Source organism: Erythrobacter ramosus (genome assembly GCF_009828055.1).
Lineage (GTDB): Bacteria > Pseudomonadota > Alphaproteobacteria > Sphingomonadales > Sphingomonadaceae > Erythrobacter > Erythrobacter ramosus.
Map to the genome: position 1 here is coordinate 1239811 of NZ_WTYB01000002.1, position 17731 is coordinate 1257541.

The 17731-nt window shown below is 65.2% G+C and carries 18 protein-coding genes; 2 read left to right on the forward strand and 16 right to left on the reverse strand.

Annotation, left to right across the window (positions count from 1 at the left end; translation table 11 throughout):
• Nucleotides 1–3 precede the first annotated feature (3 nt).
• The 5 genes from GRI59_RS12590 to GRI59_RS12605 are packed head-to-tail and all read right to left on the reverse strand — an operon-like array spanning nt 4 to nt 3485.
• Entirely contained in the window at nt 4–1230 is a 1227-nt protein-coding gene (locus GRI59_RS12590) for an NAD(P)/FAD-dependent oxidoreductase (protein ID WP_183363591.1), read from the reverse strand.
• A 26-nt stretch (nt 1231–1256) separates the two neighbouring features.
• Entirely contained in the window at nt 1257–1676 is a 420-nt protein-coding gene (locus GRI59_RS15655; protein WP_183363590.1) for a protein tyrosine phosphatase family protein, read from the reverse strand.
• The gene (locus GRI59_RS12595; RefSeq protein ID WP_160761484.1) at nt 1676–2095 is read right to left on the reverse strand and encodes a DUF6691 family protein; all 420 of its coding nucleotides are present in this window, start codon (nt 2093–2095) and stop codon (nt 1676–1678) included. Before GRI59_RS12595 ends, GRI59_RS15655 begins: the two co-directional genes overlap by 1 nt.
• Nucleotides 2092–2556: a YeeE/YedE family protein gene (locus tag GRI59_RS12600; protein WP_160761485.1), complete on the reverse strand. Its 465-nt coding sequence runs from the start codon at nt 2554–2556 to the stop codon at nt 2092–2094. Before GRI59_RS12600 ends, GRI59_RS12595 begins: the two co-directional genes overlap by 4 nt.
• Nucleotides 2553–3485 carry an MBL fold metallo-hydrolase gene (locus GRI59_RS12605; RefSeq protein WP_160761486.1) on the reverse strand — a complete coding sequence of 311 codons (933 nt, stop codon included), beginning with the start codon at nt 3483–3485 and terminating at the stop codon, nt 2553–2555. The genes GRI59_RS12600 and GRI59_RS12605 overlap by 4 nt, the downstream gene beginning before the upstream one ends.
• A 74-nt stretch (nt 3486–3559) precedes the next feature.
• Here GRI59_RS12605 and GRI59_RS12610 point away from each other — a divergent pair, with 74 nt between their 5' ends.
• Nucleotides 3560–4210 (forward strand): peroxiredoxin, encoded by a 651-nt coding sequence (locus GRI59_RS12610; protein ID WP_160761487.1) that lies wholly within the window; start codon nt 3560–3562, stop codon nt 4208–4210.
• Nucleotides 4210–4557, forward strand: a complete 348-nt coding sequence (locus GRI59_RS12615; RefSeq protein ID WP_160761488.1) for an ArsR/SmtB family transcription factor — start codon at nt 4210–4212, stop codon at nt 4555–4557. Before GRI59_RS12610 ends, GRI59_RS12615 begins: the two co-directional genes overlap by 1 nt.
• Here GRI59_RS12615 and GRI59_RS12620 read toward each other — a convergent pair.
• The 11 genes from GRI59_RS12620 to GRI59_RS12670 all read right to left on the reverse strand — a co-directional run bounded on the left by GRI59_RS12620 (nt 4554) and on the right by GRI59_RS12670 (nt 17730).
• The gene (locus GRI59_RS12620) at nt 4554–5183 is read right to left on the reverse strand and encodes a hypothetical protein (RefSeq protein WP_237440789.1); all 630 of its coding nucleotides are present in this window, start codon (nt 5181–5183) and stop codon (nt 4554–4556) included. The genes GRI59_RS12615 and GRI59_RS12620 overlap by 4 nt on opposite strands.
• Before the next feature lie 83 nt (nt 5184–5266).
• On the reverse strand, nt 5267–6283 hold the full coding sequence (locus GRI59_RS12625) for a sterol desaturase family protein (RefSeq protein ID WP_160761489.1): 1017 nt from the start codon (nt 6281–6283) through the stop codon (nt 5267–5269).
• A 130-nt stretch (nt 6284–6413) separates the two neighbouring features.
• Nucleotides 6414–7325, reverse strand: coding sequence for a response regulator transcription factor (locus GRI59_RS12630; RefSeq protein ID WP_160761490.1), 912 nt, complete (start codon nt 7323–7325; stop codon nt 6414–6416).
• Nucleotides 7315–8811, reverse strand: a complete 1497-nt coding sequence (locus GRI59_RS12635; protein WP_160761491.1) for an ATP-binding response regulator — start codon at nt 8809–8811, stop codon at nt 7315–7317. The genes GRI59_RS12630 and GRI59_RS12635 overlap by 11 nt, the downstream gene beginning before the upstream one ends.
• Nucleotides 8798–10564, reverse strand: a complete 1767-nt coding sequence (gene atzF, locus GRI59_RS12640) for an allophanate hydrolase (protein ID WP_160761492.1) — start codon at nt 10562–10564, stop codon at nt 8798–8800. The genes GRI59_RS12635 and atzF overlap by 14 nt, the downstream gene beginning before the upstream one ends.
• Nucleotides 10561–14145: an urea carboxylase gene (gene uca, locus GRI59_RS12645; RefSeq protein WP_160761493.1), complete on the reverse strand. Its 3585-nt coding sequence runs from the start codon at nt 14143–14145 to the stop codon at nt 10561–10563. Before uca ends, atzF begins: the two co-directional genes overlap by 4 nt.
• Nucleotides 14142–14777 carry an urea amidolyase associated protein UAAP2 gene (locus GRI59_RS12650; protein ID WP_160761494.1) on the reverse strand — a complete coding sequence of 212 codons (636 nt, stop codon included), beginning with the start codon at nt 14775–14777 and terminating at the stop codon, nt 14142–14144. Before GRI59_RS12650 ends, uca begins: the two co-directional genes overlap by 4 nt.
• A gap of 24 nt (nt 14778–14801) precedes the next feature.
• Nucleotides 14802–15623: an urea amidolyase associated protein UAAP1 gene (locus tag GRI59_RS12655; protein WP_160761495.1), complete on the reverse strand. Its 822-nt coding sequence runs from the start codon at nt 15621–15623 to the stop codon at nt 14802–14804.
• Nucleotides 15620–16099: a CopG family ribbon-helix-helix protein gene (locus GRI59_RS12660; protein ID WP_234031977.1), complete on the reverse strand. Its 480-nt coding sequence runs from the start codon at nt 16097–16099 to the stop codon at nt 15620–15622. The genes GRI59_RS12655 and GRI59_RS12660 overlap by 4 nt, the downstream gene beginning before the upstream one ends.
• Nucleotides 16100–16111: 12 nt before the next feature.
• On the reverse strand, nt 16112–16918 hold the full coding sequence (locus GRI59_RS12665) for an ABC transporter ATP-binding protein (RefSeq protein WP_160761662.1): 807 nt from the start codon (nt 16916–16918) through the stop codon (nt 16112–16114).
• Nucleotides 16915–17730 carry an ABC transporter permease gene (locus GRI59_RS12670; RefSeq protein ID WP_160761496.1) on the reverse strand — a complete coding sequence of 272 codons (816 nt, stop codon included), beginning with the start codon at nt 17728–17730 and terminating at the stop codon, nt 16915–16917. The genes GRI59_RS12665 and GRI59_RS12670 overlap by 4 nt, the downstream gene beginning before the upstream one ends.
• Nucleotide 17731 lies beyond the last annotated feature (1 nt).

Below are 17731 nucleotides of genomic sequence, written 5' to 3' on the forward strand. Positions count from 1 at the left end.
GCGTTATTGCGCGATCAGCCCGCCGGGGCCGGCGAGCCACTCGCGGCCTTTGAGCATCCCGTTCCAATACAGCCACGGCAGGAAGTCGGCCTTGAGCATCCATGACAGACGATTGGCCTTGGTCCCATCGACCAGCCAGGTCGGGAAACTGGGGGCCAACTTGCCGCCATAGGCGAATTCGGCGAGCACGATCTTGCCGCGCTCAACCGTCAGCGGGCATGAGCCGTAGCCATCGTATCCCGCCGTCGGCCCCTTGCCGTCCAACTGGCGCAGTGCATTGACCGCGACCACCGGCGCCTGCTTACGCGCGGCCGCAGCGGTCTTGGCGTTGGGCATCGAGCCTGCATCGCCAAGGCCGAAGACATTGGGATAGCGCACATGCTGGAGCGTGTGCTGATCGACATCGGTAAAGCCGCTCGGCGCGGCCAGCGGACTGTCGGCGAGGAATTGCGGAGCGACTTGCGGCGGGACGACATGCATCATGTCGTACGGCGCTGTGACTTCGCCCCCAGCCGTGGCGAAAGTTGCCTGCTGGCCGGGGCCATCGACCGCGATCAGATTGCTCCCGAGCTCCAGCCCAATCCCGTATTTCCCGACATATTCCATCAGCGCCGGGACATAGTCCGCCACGCCGAACAAGACCGCGCCTGCCGTGCGAAAATCAACATCGATGTTCCCCAATACCCCGGCCCGCCGCCAGTGATCGCAGGCAAGATACATTACCTTTTGCGGCGCGCCTGCGCATTTGATCGGCATCGGCGGCTGGGTGAAGATCGCCCGCCCGCCCTGCATCTGCTGCACCAGCTGCCAGGTATAGGGGGCCAGATCGCCGCGATAATTGGAGGTGACACCGTTCTGGCCGAGAGTCTCGGTCAGCCCGGCGATTTTCTCCCATGCCAGCCGGATGCCGGGGGCGACGATCAGCACCTCGTAAGCCACGGTGCTGCCATCCCCCAGCGTGACCTGATTGTTGTCAGGCTGGAAACTCGCTGCCGCCTCGCGGATCCAGGTGACGCCCTTGGGCATCACGGAGTGCATCGGGCGGGTAGTGGTTGCCACGTCGAACACGCCGCCGCCCACCATCGTCCAACCCGGCTGATAGGCGTGGGTTTCCGCCGGTTCCACAATTGCGATGTCGAGGCCGGGGCGGCGCTTAAGGATCGAGGCTGCCGTAGCGATCCCCGCCGCGCCGCCACCGATGACGACGACCATATGTGATGTAGCGCTCATGTCCGATCCCTCCCATGCGCGCGGGGTTACCCGCCCGCCTCCATCCGCCCGGCGAGCGCCGAGAGGTCGTATCCGGCCGCATGCGCCCGCGCGATCCGCTCCGCGGCAGTGAGGCCGTGGATGTTAGCGAGCGCGTCGAGCGTCGCGGCGCGGGTGCCGGTACGGCAATAGGCCAGCACCTTGCCCGGCGTGCCGCGCCGGATCGCAGCAAAGGCAGCGACCGCAGCGGGCGGAAACAAGCCGCCGGCAACCGGAATGTGATGAAAGGCAAGGCCCGCTTCCTGCGCGGCGCGGCGCATTTCATCGAGCGCAGGCTGGCCCGGCTCTTCGCCATCGGGACGGTTGCAGACCAAGGCGCTGAAGCCTTGCGCCGCCAACGCCGCAACATCATCGGGCAGCATCTGCGGGGCCACCGAAAGCGTCTCGTCGATTGTGCGAATGTCCATTATCCCTGTCCTTCCACAAGCCGCACCAGCAGCATTCCGCCAAGCATTGCGGTCACGAATATCGCGGCCGAGGCAGGCGCGATTGCCAGCGCGGCAAAGCTGGGTCCGGGGCAGAGCCCGGCAATGGCCCAGCCGATCCCGAACAGCGCCGATCCGCCGATCAGGCGCGGCGTTATGTCGCTCCGGTCAGGCAGCGCAAAGCCATCTCCGAAAAAGGGGCGCAGCATTTTGCGCTGCATGGTCCAGGCCAGCGCCATCACCAGCACAGCGCCGCCCATCACGAAGGCGAGCGTCGGATCCCAGTCTCCGAACAGATCCAGGAACCCACGCACCCGTGCCGGATCGGTCATTCCGCCGATGGTGAGGCCTGCGCCAAAAATCGTGCCCGAAGCGAGCGGGACCAGTGTTTCGCGCATCATGGCAACACCGCAATGCCGAGCGCGTTCATCGCGGCGACCGTGGCAAAGCCGGTCGCCATGAAGGTGGCGGTGGCGACCAGCGACCGCTGTGACAGGCGGCTCATGCCGCACACGCCATGCCCGCTGGTGCAGCCGCTCCCAATACGGGTGCCGACGCCAACGATCACGCCCGCCATGGCAAGCGTCACCGGATTGGCGAAGGCAGGCGTTGAAGCCGCAGTCAGGCTGGTCACGATCAGCGCTCCCAACGGCAGGCCGATGATGAAGGCCCATGCGCCGAGCCGCGGCTGCGACCCGCTGGCAAGCCCGAAGGCGCGCGCTGCAATGCCGGAGACCCCGGCGATCCGCCCCACCCCGAGCAACATCAGAGCGGCCGCCAGCCCGATCAGCACGCCGCCCGCCAACCCGGCAAGCGGCGCCGCGTCAGGAAACCCCGGCAGGCTCGAATCGAGCAGGGTCATACCGCGTTGACCGGGATCTTGAGGTAGGTGACGCCATTATCGTCCGGCGGTGGCATATGGCCGGCACGCATATTCACCTGCACCGACGGCAGGATCAGGCGCGGCATATCGAGCGTCGCATCACGCGCCTCGCGCATGGCAACGAATTCGTCCTCGGTGATCCCGTCATGCGCGTGGACATTGCCCTCGCGTTCAGCGGCAACGGTGGTCTCCCACACATACTCGCTGCGGCCCTTGGGCAGGTAGTCGTGACACATGAACAGCCGGGTAGCGGGAGGCAGCGAGAGAATGCGGCGCAGCGAGCGGAACAGCGTGCGCGCGTCCCCGCCGGGGAAGTCAGCGCGCGCCGTGCCGTAGTCGGGCATGAACATCGTATCGCCCACGAACACCGCCTCGCCCACGACATAAGCGATGCAGGCGGGCGTGTGGCCGGGGACATGCATCACCGTCACCGGCAGATTGCCGATGGTGAAGGTGTCGCCGTCCTTGAACAGCACATCGAACTGCGATCCGTCCCGCTCGAACTCGGTTCCGGCATTGAACAGTTTGCCAAACACAGTTTGAACGGTGGTAATGTCCGCACCAATCGCGATTTTGCCGCCAAGCTTTTCCTGAAGGTAGGGCGCTGCGGAGAAGTGATCGGCGTGGGCGTGCGTCTCCAGCAGCCACTTCACTTTCAGATTATGCGAAGTGACATGCGCAATTACCGCATCGGCCGACGCCGTGGCAGTGCGCCCGGAGTTAGGATCAAAGTCGAGCACCGAGTCGATCACCGCCGCCTCAAGCGTCACAGGATCGTAGACAACATAAGTGACAGTGAAGGTCGCCGGGTCGAAAAAGCTCGCGATTTCGCGGCGGAGTGCCGAGTCCTCAGCAGCCCTTAGCACCTGTTCGGTTGCGCTTTGAAGCACCGGATCAATCGCGTTCATCGCCAATCTCCAATTAATTTCATAAATCGTGTATATGTATTGCAATCACGGAGTCAAGTGCTATGATCCGACCCATGGACCAGACCACTTCCAGCCTCCCACCCTGCGCAGGCCTCAGGATCGGCGATTTCGCCCCCGATTTCGAAGCCCGCAGCACCGTCGGCCCGGTGCGGCTGTCCGCCCATCGCGGGCGTTGGCTGGTGTTGTTCTCGCACCCAGCGGACTTCACGCCCGTCTGCACTACCGAATTCGTCGCCCTCGCCCGCGAGGCGGCGGCGTTTGAGGCGCGGGACTGTGCGCTGATGGCGCTCTCGGTCGACAGCCTGTTTTCGCACTTCGCGTGGCTCAGGATGATCCGCGACCGCTTCGGGGTCGAGGTGCGCTTTCCCATCCTTGAAGACCCGACGCTTGTGATCGCCCGCGCTTTCGGCATGGTCGCGGCGCAGGATAGCGATAGCGCGGCGGTGCGCACCACCTTCTTCATCGACCCCAAGGGCATGATCCGGGCGATGACCTGCTATCCGGCGAACCTTGGCCGCTCGATCCCGGAAATGCTGCGCATCCTCGACGGGCTACAAGCGATCGACGCGAAGGGCGCGCTGGCGCCTGCCAACTGGCAGCCGGGCGAGCCGCTGCTCAAACCGCCGAGCCAAAACCTTGACGAAGTGTTCGATGCCGAGGACGCGACCAGTTGGTTCCTGCGCGATAAGCGGGGAGGCGACTGATGCCTGAAGATGATCTGATCGAAGCGCTCAAAGCGCTCGCCCACCCACTGCGTTGGCGGATCCTGACGACGCTGACGGGCGGCGAGCGCAATGTCGGTGAGCTGGAACAGGTGACCGGGATCGGCCAGCCGGGACTGTCGCAACAGCTCGGCGTGCTTCGTAAGGCCGGGCTGGTCGCCACGCGCAAGGATGCCAAGCTGGTGTTCTATTCGCTCGCGCCGGATGAACTTGGCGCGGTGACGGCGGCGATGGCGAAGGTCGCCCCGGCGAGCACCACCCCGATCAGCGAGCCCGCCGCACAGCGCACGCCGGCACCTGGCGTCGCCAATTTCGCCCGAATGTCCTAAACCGCAGCGGGCGGGTTTGCGAGCGCGGCGCGGAAGCGCCGCCGCACCAGCCACGGCTCCAGCCAGCGGCCGACAAGATAGATAAGTGCGAAGACACCGGCCATAAAGTAACCCTCATCAGGTGAATGACGGCCTTCGTCCTTTTTCTCGTCTTTCTTCTTCTTGTTCGGATCTTCAGGCGCAGGCGCGCCAAGGAATTGATCGACCGGGTTGAGCACCTTCACGGGCTTGGGCTTCTCGTCCTTCTTATCGGCCTTTTCGGACGCGTCGGCTCCGGCGCCTTCCCAGGCATTAATCGCCACCGCCATCTGGGCAAAGCCGAGGAACAGCAGCGGCGCGAGGAAGCAAAGCAGCAGCGCGTGGCTGAACAGGTCAAACCGCAGCACCGCACCAGCGCCGACCCGCTCGATCCGCAGTTGTCCGCGAGTGAAGGTGGCCAGCTTGTCCTGCGCGGCAGGGTTATGCTTCGAATAGGTCAGCGTTTCGCCCGCAGCGCTCACGGTCGTGCCCGGTGAGCGCAGCAGCGGATCGAGCCGAGCAAAGACCTCCTCCGGCGAAAGCAGAGGGTCGATCGGCACATCGCCGCGAACCCGCCAGATGTGGTCGATCAGCGGTAGACTCATCATCGGAAGTCCCGCCGGGCGTTCAGGTGAGGGGGCAGCGCCCCACGGCCCCACTGTTTCACTGGCAATACCCCCTGACGTTCCGCTCACTCGGCAGGTTCCAGCTGGGCTGATTGAAGCTGCGGGTTGGCCCCGCGTCCGGAGCGCTTGGCGAAAGCCTCCTTGGCGCTGCGCCAGCCTTCGCGGAACGGGAAGATCATTGTCTCGCCAATATGCATCCGGCGCCCGCCTTCCATGCCGAGCACCTCGGCCTCACCATCGACGCAGGTGCCGAAGATGCGATCCCAGATGATCCAGGTGCCCGAGTAATTGCTGCGGGTTGCCTCGTAATCCTGCGAGTGGTGGACGGAGTGATGCTCCACGGTGTTGAAGATGAACCGCCACCAGCGCGGGGTGTTGAAGCGAACGTTGATGTGTTGATAAACCGACACGGTCATCCCGATTGCCCCTGCCAACAGGAAGGCGCGCGGCAGGAAGTCGAACAAGCCGCCGATGCCGAGGCCGATCAGGAACAGCTCGATCGGGTTGCCGACCGCGCCCTTGTTGATGTTGAGCTGGGTGATGTAGTGGTGCGGCGCATGGGTCAGCCACAGCGGGTGCCAATTGTGCATCGCGCGGTGCATCCAGTACTGGCCGAAGTCGAAGATCATCGAGATCAGCAGCGCTTGCAGCAGCAGCGGCAGGCCCGTGAACCAGCTGAACTTCTCCCAATCGAACGCGCCTTGCACCGCTTTGATCATCACCCCATCGCCAATGTAGGCGTCAACCATGCCGAGGAAGGTCATGCCGAGCCCGACATAGAAGGCGTCGGTGGCGAATTCCTTCCACGTCAGTTGCCAGCTTTCGTAGCGCGGATTGACCCATTCGAGCGCCAGCAGCAGGATCATCCAGCCCAGCCGGATGGCAATCGCAGTCGATGCGACAGCGAGCCAGTTGGGGGCGTAGTACCAGAACAGGATCGCGGCAAAGAGCATCGCGGGCTGGAAATACGTGAACACGAACTGCTTGACCGGACCGCCCTGGACCCGGCCGATATTCTCCCAGCCGACAATCACCGGAGCGTCTGCCCCGATAATGCGCTTGCCCACCTGCACTCCGGCCATGACGAACTCCCCTTAAGCTGTCCGTTTCATTCCAAATACCCATGGCGTCCTCCCCCATTCGAGGAAGTGGCCAAATGACGTAGGTTTGCGCGGACCCGAGGAACGTGAAGCAATTTCAGTGAGAAAGCGATCAATCGGCAAGATATCGCACGGCAATGGCAGTGGCGGCGGCTCGGGTTTCGACCCCGAGTTTACGAAACACCTGTTCCAAGTGCTTGTTCACCGTGCGCGGGCTTATACCAAGAATTTCGCTGATCGTCTTGTTGGTTTTGCCGTAGCTCACCCACAACAGCACTTCCGCCTCGCGCCGGGTCAGGCCGTTATGTTTTTGCAGGTCGGCAATCTTACCATCTTCACGCACTTCGGTGACGCGGATCAGGGTTTCGCCCGGCCGTCCGGTTTCGACCAAAGCGAGATCAATCTCCAGCCCGCGCACATCGACGCGCGCGCTGGCGGGGGGCTGGACTGGGTCTGCGGCGATCAAGCCGAGGGCTGCGCCCATCAAGGCTTCGGGTAGCGCGCCGCGATCAGGGGTCCAGTCGGGATCGACCGCGATGAACAGGGCCTCGGCTTGGGGTGTACACCAGATCAGTCCCGCATCCTCGCTCAGCGCCGCCAGACTGCGCCCCGCTAGACCGAGCGCCAGCCGGGAGCGATAGGTCGTGCGGGCATTGGCGAGATGCACCTTCATTCGCGCCAGCAGTTCCTCGATCACCACGGGCTTGCGCACATAATCGACCCCGCCGGTGCCGAGCGCGGCGACCACGTGTTCGGGATCGTTGAGGCCGGTCATGAAGATCACCGGGATATGCGCGGTCGCCGGATTGCGCTTGATCGCCTGAGTGGTCTCGATCCCGCCGATGCCGGGCATGATCGCGTCCATCAGGATGAGGTCGGGCTGCACCTCTGACAGCAATTCGAGCGTTGCCTCGCCGCTGCGGGCGATCAGCACGGTCATATCCTCGGCTTCGAGCGTATCGACCAGGAACCGGAGCGATTCCGGGCTGTCGTCGACAACAAGGATGCAGTCCTTAGCGCGCATCGGCAGCCACCGCTTTGGCAAGGTCGGCCAGCGCCTTCAAGTCGAAGCTGTCGAGCACTCGCCGCATCCGTTCGGCCAGCGGCGCCGCTTCGGGAGCGAGTGCGGCGATGGCGTCGATCTCCGCTTCAATGGCGCGGACGTGGCCGATCCGCACCAACCGTTCGATCTCGGCGCAGTGGGCAGCGGCGCGAGACGCGATGGCTGGCGATAGGTGCGTCACGGCGGCTTCGGGCACGTCACGGGTGGGGCCACCGGCCCGCAGCCATTCGAGCCCCAGCTGAGCGGCAATCACATCAAGCAACACCGTGAATTCGAATGGCTTCATCAAAAACGTATCATTGGCTGGGCCGTCCGCTGGCGACATGGCGGAATGGGGCCCTTCACCCGAAAGCATCACAATCCGTAGGGCAGCGCCGTGGCGGCGGCGCAGTTTCGCCGCGATGTCCCAACCGGATTCGCGTCCCAGCATCACGTCGCACAGGACCAGATCGGGCTGCACCTGCGCGGCGAGCGCAAGGCCGGTCTCGCCGTCGCTGGCGGTGTGCACCTGAAAGCCCAGCGGTTCGAGCAGGCCGCGCACCATCGCCAGATGCGCCGTATCGTCATCTATCAGCACCACCCAGCGCTCACGCCCAAGGTAGCCGGTGACAACGCCCGGCTCCGGCGCCGGATCGGTCGGCGGGCTGAGCGGCTGCGACAGCATCAGCCGCACGATGAAGCGCGATCCTTCCCCCGGCGCGCTCTCGACCCGGATTTCGCCGCCCATGATGTGCACCAGCGCCTGCGTGATCGCGAGGCCGAGCCCGACACCGGGCCGCTCGCCCGCTGGCCCCGCCACCCGCTCGAACGGCGCGAAAATCCGCTCCGCATCCTCGGGCGCTATGCCGATGCCGGTGTCGATCACCGTGAAGGTCGCCAATTGGTTACGGTATTCGACCTTGAGCGTAACCGACCCGTGATCAGTGAACTTGATCGCGTTAGTCAGCAGATTAATTAGCACCTGCCGCAAGCGCTTGGGATCGGCATGGACGAATTCGGGCAAGCCCGGCGGATGGTCGAGCACCAGCGCGATGCCCTTCGCCTGCGCTTGCAGATCGAGCATGGCGATCAGTTGGGCGAGAAACTCGGGGAAGCGGATCGCCTCCCGGCTCAGCTTCAGTGCGCCGCCTTCGACCTGCGCGATGTCGAGCAGGCCTTCGACCAGATGCGACAGATGTTCGGCGCTGCGGCGGATCACCCGCGCGGCATTGAGGGCGTCCTTGCCGTCATTGCGCTCCAGCAGCTGGGCATAGCCATAGATCGCATTGAGCGGCGAGCGAATCTCGTGGCTGACGCTGGCGAGGAAGCGAGTCTTGGCCTCGTTGGCGGCTTCAGCGGCCTCCTTGGCGGCGCGCAGCTGCGCGAACGCGTCGTCGGCCGGCCCTGTTGCGCCGTCGCCTTTAAGCCAATTGGTGAGCCGCCCCGCCATCATATCATCGCGAGGCAATATAGGCGCGCCAGCCGCCCAGATGGGTGATGTCCTCGGCCCCGGTCAGCGCGCGCGGTTCGGCGACGAAGCCCTTCACGCTGCTGCCGTCGGCCAGCGTCACCGTGCCGATGGCGAGCGGGGGCGGCACTTCGGCAACGAAGCTACCGAAGCTGGCGAAGTCGAGCTCGTAGACTTCCAGCGCGATTTCCGCCCCGTCCTCGCTGTGCACCAGTGCGGGCTTGGGCGGGACGGAATCGGCCATCGCATAGAGCCGGTAATTGGGCGCGGTGGTAAAGGCACCTACGAAGGTCGCCCCGCGCGACGTCAGCTGCCAATGCAGCGGCATCCCTTCAAGATGTGCACCAACGACGGCGAGTTTGACGGTGTCCATGTGGTCTCCAAGATCGAGCGGTGGCGGAAGGGGAAGGTCGGCCGAAGCCAGATACGAACGCGCGAGGTCAATAAGTGCAAGATCGCTATGCGCAGGCCCGATCAGCGTGATCCCGAAGCCCGTGCCATTTTCGCGCGCACCGGCTGGCACCGCAAGCGCGGCCATGTCGAGCAGGTTCACGAAATTGGTATAGAGCCCGAGATTGCTGTTCAATGCGACCGGCGCTTCGAGCAGTTCGGCCACGCGGTAGGTCGTGCCGGTGGTGGGAAAGGCGAGCACATCGACCTCGCCCCACATGTTTTCGGCATGGCGCTGCAATTCAGCGAGGCGGTAGATGCCGTTCCACAACTCGGTCGCCAGCATGGCGCTGCCAGGCGCGATGACCTCGCGCACCACCGGGTCGATGGCGAGCGGATTGCTCTCGAGCAGCGGAGCGATGGCGGCGGTCCGTTCAGCCACCCACGGCCCGCCGTAGAGCAGGCGCGCGGCTTCGAGCAGCGGCGCGATGTCGATCTCGACGATCTCGCCCTGAGCCGCCAGCACGCCCAGCGCGCGGTCGTAGAGATATTCGGCTGCCACATCGCCGAAGAAGACTCGCTGGTCGCGGCGCGGCACACCGATCCGGCGACCGCTGATCGCGACGTCAGAGGGGGGGCGCGAGAAGGCATCCTCGGCATCAAATCCGGCGATCACGGCGTCGACTGCTTGCGCATTGTGCAGGGCATCGGTGAACACCGTGATGCAATCGAGCGTGCGGCAGGCTGGCACCAACCCGCGCGTGCTCCACCGGCCTTTGGTGGGCTTTAGCCCGATAAGGTGATTGAACGCTGCCGGCACCCGCCCCGATCCCGCCGTATCTGTGCCGAGCGCGAACGCCACCAGCCCCGCCGCCACGGCAATCGCCGAGCCGGAGCTTGATCCGCCGCTGACATAGTCACGGTTATAGGCGTTGCGCGGGATGCCGTAGGGGCTGCGCGTACCGACGAGGCCGGTGGCGAACTGATCGAGATTGGTCTTGCCGACACAGATCGCGCCCGCTGCCTCCAACCGTTCGATGGCGGTGGCGGAGCGTTCGGGCCGATAGGCAAAGGCGGGGCAGGCGGCGGTGGTCTCGAGCCCCGCAACTTCGATATTGTCCTTCGCGGCGAACGGCACGCCGGCCAGCGGCAAGTGCTCGCCCGCGGCAACCCGCGCGTCAATCGCGCGAGCGGCGGCGCGCAGGGCGGCTGGGTCGGCGCGGCTGATCCACACTTGCGGCTGGTGCGCATCATAGGCAGCGAGGCGGGCGAGCGTATCCTCGATCACGGCGAGCGCGCTGGCCTCGCCACTGGTGACGCTTGCCGCGATGGCGGTCGCGCTGAGGCGGGCAAAGGTGCTCATGACGCTTTCCTCAAGGCCAGCATCGGCGCGCCGGGTTGCAAGGCCTGATGCTCGGTGATGTAAAGCGCGGCTACCGTACCGCTGGCGGGGCTCTCGAAGGGGCATTCCATCTTCATCGCTTCGATCACCGCAATCACATCGCCTTCCGCCACCACATCGCCGGGGGCGACCAGCAGCTTCCACACGCTGCCGCCGAACGGGGCTTCGATAACGTCCGCGCCGTCCGGCACCTCGATTGCCGCCACATCGCCGCCGCCTGCCCCGCCCTCAAGCAGGTCGCTGACCCGGTCGAACTCGCCCGAGGCCTGCCACGCGGCGCGTTCGGCATCAAAGGCGGCTTGGCGGGTGGTCTCGAAAGCGGCGATGCTGGCGGCATTGTCGGCCAGGAACGCGCGGTAATCGGCGAGGCGGAAAGTGGTCTCCTCCACGCGGATCGACCGCCGCCCATGCGGGAAATCGCGGCGCCAATCGGTCAGTTCGTCGGCGGTGACAGGGAAGAACCGGATCTGGTCAAAGAACCGCAGCAGCCACGGCTTACCATCAACAAAGGCATCAGTCTGCCGGTGCGTGTTCCACACCTGAATGGTGCGCCCGAACAGCTGATAGCCGCCCGGCCCCTCCATCCCGTAGATGCACATATAGGCCCCGCCGATCCCGACCACATTGGGCGGGGTCCAGGTGCGCGCGGGGTTGTATTTGGTGGTGACGAGCCGGTGGCGCGGATCGACCGGCGTGGCGACCGGCGCGCCGAGATAGACATCGCCCAAGCCCAGCACGAGGTAGCTCGCATCGAAGATCAGATCTTCGACCGCCTGCGCATCGGGCAGGCCATTGATGCGGCGAATGAACTCGATATTGTCCGGGCACCACGGCGCATCATCGCGTACCGTGCCGATATACTTCGTTATGGTCTCCTCAATCGCGGGATCGCGCCAGCTCAGCGGCAGGTGGACGATGCGCGAGGGCGCTTCGAAATCATCGAGATCCCCCATCGCCTCCTCGGCCGCCATCAGCGCAGCGAGCGCGCGGGGCTGGTCCAGCGTGGTGCCGTCGAAGTGCAGTTGTAGCGAGCGAATGCCGGGCGTGATGTCGATCACCCCGGGCAGGTTCATCGCCTCCAGCGCCTGCATCAAGGCATGGATGCGGATGCGCAGCTCGATATCGAGCACGATGTCGCCGTATTCGACGAGGATGTTGCGGTCGCCCTGCTGGCGATAGGTGGTCTTGGGGCGCGCGCCCTGCCCTGCAATGGCGGCGAGGATCGGCGAAAGGTCGGCCATCGCGCGGGCGGGCGTCGGCGCGGTCGGCTGGTCCAGCGGCGCGGCGTTTGCCTCCATGGCGTCGGCAATCGTGACTGGCACGAAGCGGAGCCGGTCATCAGGGCTGAGCTGACCGATCTTCCACCGATCCGCCGCGATCACGGTGAAGGGGCAGACAAACCCACCGAGCGAAGGCCCATCTGGCCCGAGGATGATCGGCATGTCACCGGTAAAGTCCACTGCCCCGATGGCATAGGGGTTGTCGTGAATGTTCGACGGATGCAGCCCCGCCTCGCCCCCGTCCCGCCGCGCCCATTCGGGCTTGGGGCCGACAAGGCGCACCCCGGTGCGGTTGGAGTTGTAATGCACCTGCCATTCGGCTTGGAGGAAACGGGCGATGTCGTCCGGCGTGAAGAAATCGGGCGCGCCGTGGGGGCCGTAGAGCACCCGCAGCTCCCATGTCCGGGCAAGCTCCGGCAAAGCAGCCGCGATACCCTCGCCGGTCGCAGCGTCGCCCAGGTGCAGCACATCGCCCGCCACCAGCCCCCGCGCGGCATGGCCGCCGAACTGGCCGAGCGTGAAGGTTGCCGCACTGCCGAGATAGGGCACCACATCGAGCCCGCCCGCGAACAGGATATAGCCGCGCATCCCCCCGCCGCTCGCCCGGCCGAGCGTCAGCGTCTGCCCGGCAGCGATAGCGATCGGCACCCCGCGCGGGGCTGGCGCGCCGTCGAGCTTCGCGCCAAAATCCGCGCCGGTCAGGCAGATGGTCGCAGGCGCCTCGAACAGCAGGGTCGGCCCGCTGGCAGTGACCTCCAGCCCCGCTGTGCCTTCGGGGTTGCCGAGCATGAGATTGCCCAGCCGGAAACTGCGATCGTCCATCGGCCCCGACGGCGGGACGCCCACATCCCACAGACCGAGGCGGCCGGGGAAGTCCTGCACCGAAGTTGCCGTGCCGCCTGCAATTACCCGCACCGCGCGGCGAGCATAGCCGACCTGATCGAGCATCCGCGTGGAGACTTCTCCGCTGGTAAAGCCCTCATGCCGCACGACATCGCGCAGCCACCTGAGGTTAGTCTCAATCCCGTCCACGCGGCTGGCATCGAGCGCCGCTTGCATCGCCCCGATCGCGCTGTCGCGGGTCTCGGCATAGGTTATCAGCTTGGCGAGCATCGGATCGTAGAACGCGCTGACCTCACTCCCTGCCATGACCCAGGTCTCGGCGCGGATGTTGTCCGGGAAGGCGACGTTGACCAGCGTTCCAGTGGTCGGGCGGTAATCCATCGCCGGATCTTCGGCATAGAGCCGCACCTGTACCGCATGGCCTTGCGCGGTGGGCGCGGGGGCATCGAGAAAGGCGAAGTCGCCCGCTGCGCCCCGGATCATCCATTCGACCAGATCGATCCCCATCACCTCCTCGGTGACGCCGTGTTCGACCTGAAGCCGGGTGTTCATTTCGAGGAAGAAGAAGTCGTCGCGCTGCGCATCGTACAGGAACTCGACCGTGCCAGCCGACAGGTACCCCGCCGCCTCGCCCAACCGCACGGCGGCGGCGATCAATTCGGCGCGCTTGGCGTCCGACAGGCACGGCGCCGGTGCTTCTTCCACGACCTTCTGGTTGCGCCGTTGCAGCGAGCAGTCACGCTCACCCAGTGCCATCACCCGGCCCTGCCCGTCGCCGAAGATCTGCACTTCGATATGCCGCGCGCGGGCGACATAGCGCTCAAGGAAGACGCCCGCATCGCCGAAACTCGCTTCGCCCTGCCGGACGACGGCGGCAAAGCCCTCGCGCACCGCAGCCTCGCTCTCGCAAATGCGCATTCCGATCCCGCCGCCACCTGCCGTGGCCTTGAGGATCACCGGATAGCCGATCCGCTTGGCGGCTTCGGCGGCCTCGTCTTCGCCTGTCAGCAACCCGGTGCCGGGTGCCAGCGGCAGGCCATGCGCTTCGGCCAGCGCACGGGCCGAGTGCTTGAGGCCAAAGGTGCGGATGTTGTCGGGCGTCGGCCCAATGAAGGCGATCCCTGCCGCCGCGCAGCTTTCCGCAAACTCTGCGTTTTCGGCGAGGAAGCCGTAGCCCGGATGGATTGCCCCTGCGCCCGTCGCCTTGGCCGCTGCAAGAATGGCCGCGACATTGAGGTAGCTCTGCGCCGCTGGCCCCGGCCCGATGCACACCGCCTCGTCCGCCGCGCTGACATGGAGCGAGCCTGCGTCAGCCTCGGAATAGACCGCCACCGACTTTAGGCCCATCCGCTTGCACGTGCGGATGATTCGCGTCGCAATCGCGCCGCGGTTGGCGATGAGGACAGTGTCGAATGTCACGCGGTCACGATCATCCGTACCGGCGTCGGGTTGAAGCCGTTGCAGGGGTTGTTGATCTGCGGGCAGTTCGACACGACCACGATCACGTCCATCTCGGCGCGCAGGTCAACGGTGAGGCCCGGCGCGGAAATGCCGTCGACGATGCCAAGCGTGCCGTCTTCTTCCACCGGCACGTTCATGAAGAAGTTGATGTTGGAGACGATGTCCCGCTTGCCACGGCCCTCAATCAGGTTCGCTTCGAGGAAATTGTCGACGCAGGCATGCTGCGACTTGGTGTGATGGCCATAGCGCAGGGTATTGGATTCGCACGAACATGCCCCGCCGATGGTGTCGTGATACTCCACTGCGCTGTCCACGATGGTCATCAACGCGCGGCCTTCGTTAGAGAGGAGCACAGTTCCGGTGCGCAGGAACAGGTTGCCCTGCGCTGCGACGGTGTCCTGCGCCGAGTAACGCTCGGCATCATCGGCGGCGGCATAGATCAGGAAATCGACCGCCTGATTGCCTTCCAGATCGACGATCCGCAGCACTTCGCCCGCCGCCACATGGTGCAACCATGGCGCGCGGGCGGGCACGATCTCGTCGTGAATGATGGTGCCGGTAAGGCCGGAGAGGGCCGGGTCGCTGGTCATGGTTTGCCTTGCTTTTTTCGCGGGTTATCGGCGGTAGTAGTCCTCGGTATTGAGGAAGGCGCGCTGTCCTTCTGGCGTGGCGTTGCGCACGGAGTCTTGTTCAGCCGTGATCGCGCCGCGCCATGCAGTGACGCGCAGCGGCGTGCTGTGCCAGCCATCGCGCGGGTCCATCACATGGGGGCAATTCGCGATGACAATGATGACGTCCATCTCCGCGCGGATCAGCACTTCGCGCGCCGCTGCAAAGGGACCGATGATCGGCGTGATCATGCCGTCAGTCTCGATCCGGGTGCCCTTGAACAGGTTCACGCAAGGGTGGACATCGCGCCGCGTCAGCCCGTGCTTGGCCGCGCCGAGGATCAGCCGGTCGCGCCCATTGGGGTAGACACCGGAATTGCGGCCCTCACCATATTTCCTCAGGTTGCTGGCGGCATTTGAGACGCCGCAGAAAGTGTCATGCGTGCCAGCGTCGTCTTCAAGGATGCTCATCAGCACCCTACCCATGTCACTGAGCAGCAACTTGCCCGCGCCGAGATAGGCGTTCCACTGCACCTTGACGGTATCAGCGACGTTCAGCCGCTCAGTCGGCATTTCGGCGTTGAAGATGTTGAGGCTCGCGCAGGCATCGCCCGCCTTGTCGATCAACCGCAGCCGGGTGCCGCGCGCGATCCGGCGGGAGGTATAGCCGCTCGGCGCGATGGTTTCTTCCCAGAGCAGGTCATCACCTGCCACGCCATCGGGCAAGTCGCTTGCGACGGGTGGCAAGGTCGGCATGGCTTCGACCTGCGTGCCGCCTTGCGCGCGAGCGTGGTCACGCGCCGCCTTGGGATCGGCAGTTCCGCTCATTCCGCTGCCTCCTGCCGCGCTGGCGGAAAGTCCTGTTCATGCAGCGGCGGCAGCAGCGCGGTGGTGGTGACGAGCTGCAATTGCTGCACGCCCCGGATCGCGCGCAAGGCATCGCACAGCTGCTTCAGCCGCACCGCCGGGCCCTGCACCAGCAGCACTTCGAGCGACTGGTCTTCTTCAAGGAACACGTGCTGCGAGGAAATCACCTCCTTGAGGTAATCCACCTGCGTTTCAGCCAGTTGCTGGCGAACCCTGCCACCGCCTCCAGCGTAGACGATGGTGACAGTCCCCGCGAGCGTCTCGTCCGGCCGGGTCAGCGCCTCATGCTCGGCCAGCGCGTGGCGGATCAATTCGGCGATCAGCTGCGAGCGCGAGGGCAGTCCGCGTTCCTCGACCATCATGTCGAGCTGGCGGAACAGTTCCGCCGGCAGGCTCATGCTAAGGCGCGCGAGGCGGGAGGGTTCGGGGCTGCTCATCCGGCGATCATTTCAATTATTACCAACTGTGTCAATCGTAATACCGATGGCCTCGGCTTGTTCATCCGCCCCTGCGTCCGCGTGTACTTGCTGTGCTTTGCGGGTCAGTTCGAGGTCATAGATGACCGCCGCCCCATAGCGCTGCGGAGCGTGCGGATCGTGGCGGCGCTTGTCGAGCGTCAGCACCCGTGTCCCGAGCGAAAAGGCCTCTTTGATATCGTGGGTGACCATGATGATCGTCAGCCCATGCTCGCGCCACAGCCGGGTGATGAGCGCGTGCATATCCTTGCGGATGCCGGGATCAAGCGCGCCGAAGGGCTCGTCCAGCAGCAGGATGCGGGGCCGCTTGATCAGGGCTTGAGCGATGGCGAGGCGCTGCTGCATCCCGCCCGACATCTGCGCCGGATAGAGGTGGCGGCTATCGGCTAGCCCGACCGATTCCAGCATCGCCTCGGCCTCCGCCACCGCAGCCCGCCGGGCGCCGCCGAACAGGCGGGCGGTGAAAGGCGAGGCGGAGAACTCCAGCCCCAGCAAGGTGTTACCCAGCACCGTTAAATGCGGGAAGACCGAGTAGCGCTGGAACACCACCCCGCGATCCGGCCCGCATTCGGCCGGCAGCGGTGCGCCGTCCAAGGTGATCGTCCCGCGCGTCGGCTTCTCCTGCCCCAGCACTACCCGCAGCAGGCTGCTCTTGCCCGCACCTGATGGCCCGATGATCGAGACGAAGGATCCCTCCGCAATATCGAGCGAAATCCGTTCGAGCACGACCTTCTCGCCATACTCAACCCATAGGTTCTTGAGGCTCAGCAACGCCATCAGTGCGCAGCCCCATGCGCCCAGCCAAACAGGCGGCGGCTGCCGCGCGACAGGACGAAATCCATCACCACGGCGAGGATCGCGATCCATGCGACATAGGGCAGGATCACGTCCATCGCGAGGTAGCGGCGGACGAGGAAGATGCGGTAGCCCAGCCCTACGTCAGCCGCGATTGCTTCGGCGGAGATCAGGAACACCCACGCCGGGCCGAGCGACAGGCGCAGCGCCTCGATCAGGCGCGGCATCGCTTGGGGCAAAGCCACCCGCAGCATCACCCCCCACGAATTTGCGCCCAAAGTCAGAGCCTTGATCACCTGTTCGCGCGGCAGAGCGGCGATGTGTCCGGCCACGTCGCGGATCATGAACGGGGCCACACCGATCACAATCAGCGCCACTTTGGCCGTCTCGCCCAATCCGAACACGATGAACAATATCGGCAACAGAGCGATGGGCGGGATCACGGCAATCGCGGTGACAAGCGGGCCCAACGTAGCTCTCACCGGGGGCAATGACCCGACAACCAGGCCGACAAGCAGGGTCGATGCCGTAGCAATGCCGAGGCCAAGCCCCAACCGCGTAAGGCTGGCAAGCGTATCGGCCCAGAACAGATATTGGCCGGACAGCGGATCAGCTTCGAAGATCAGCGCCGCCATCGCTGCGGCCATTGCTCCGGGCAGCGGCAGGATCTTGTCCGCCACGTTATCGGAATGACGCGCGGCAGCGGCGACGATGTACGCAAAGGCCAGCACCACCAGCGGCAGCGCGCCCAGCAGGATCGCCCGGCCTCGCCCGGGCTGGGCTGTCACCCAGCGCATC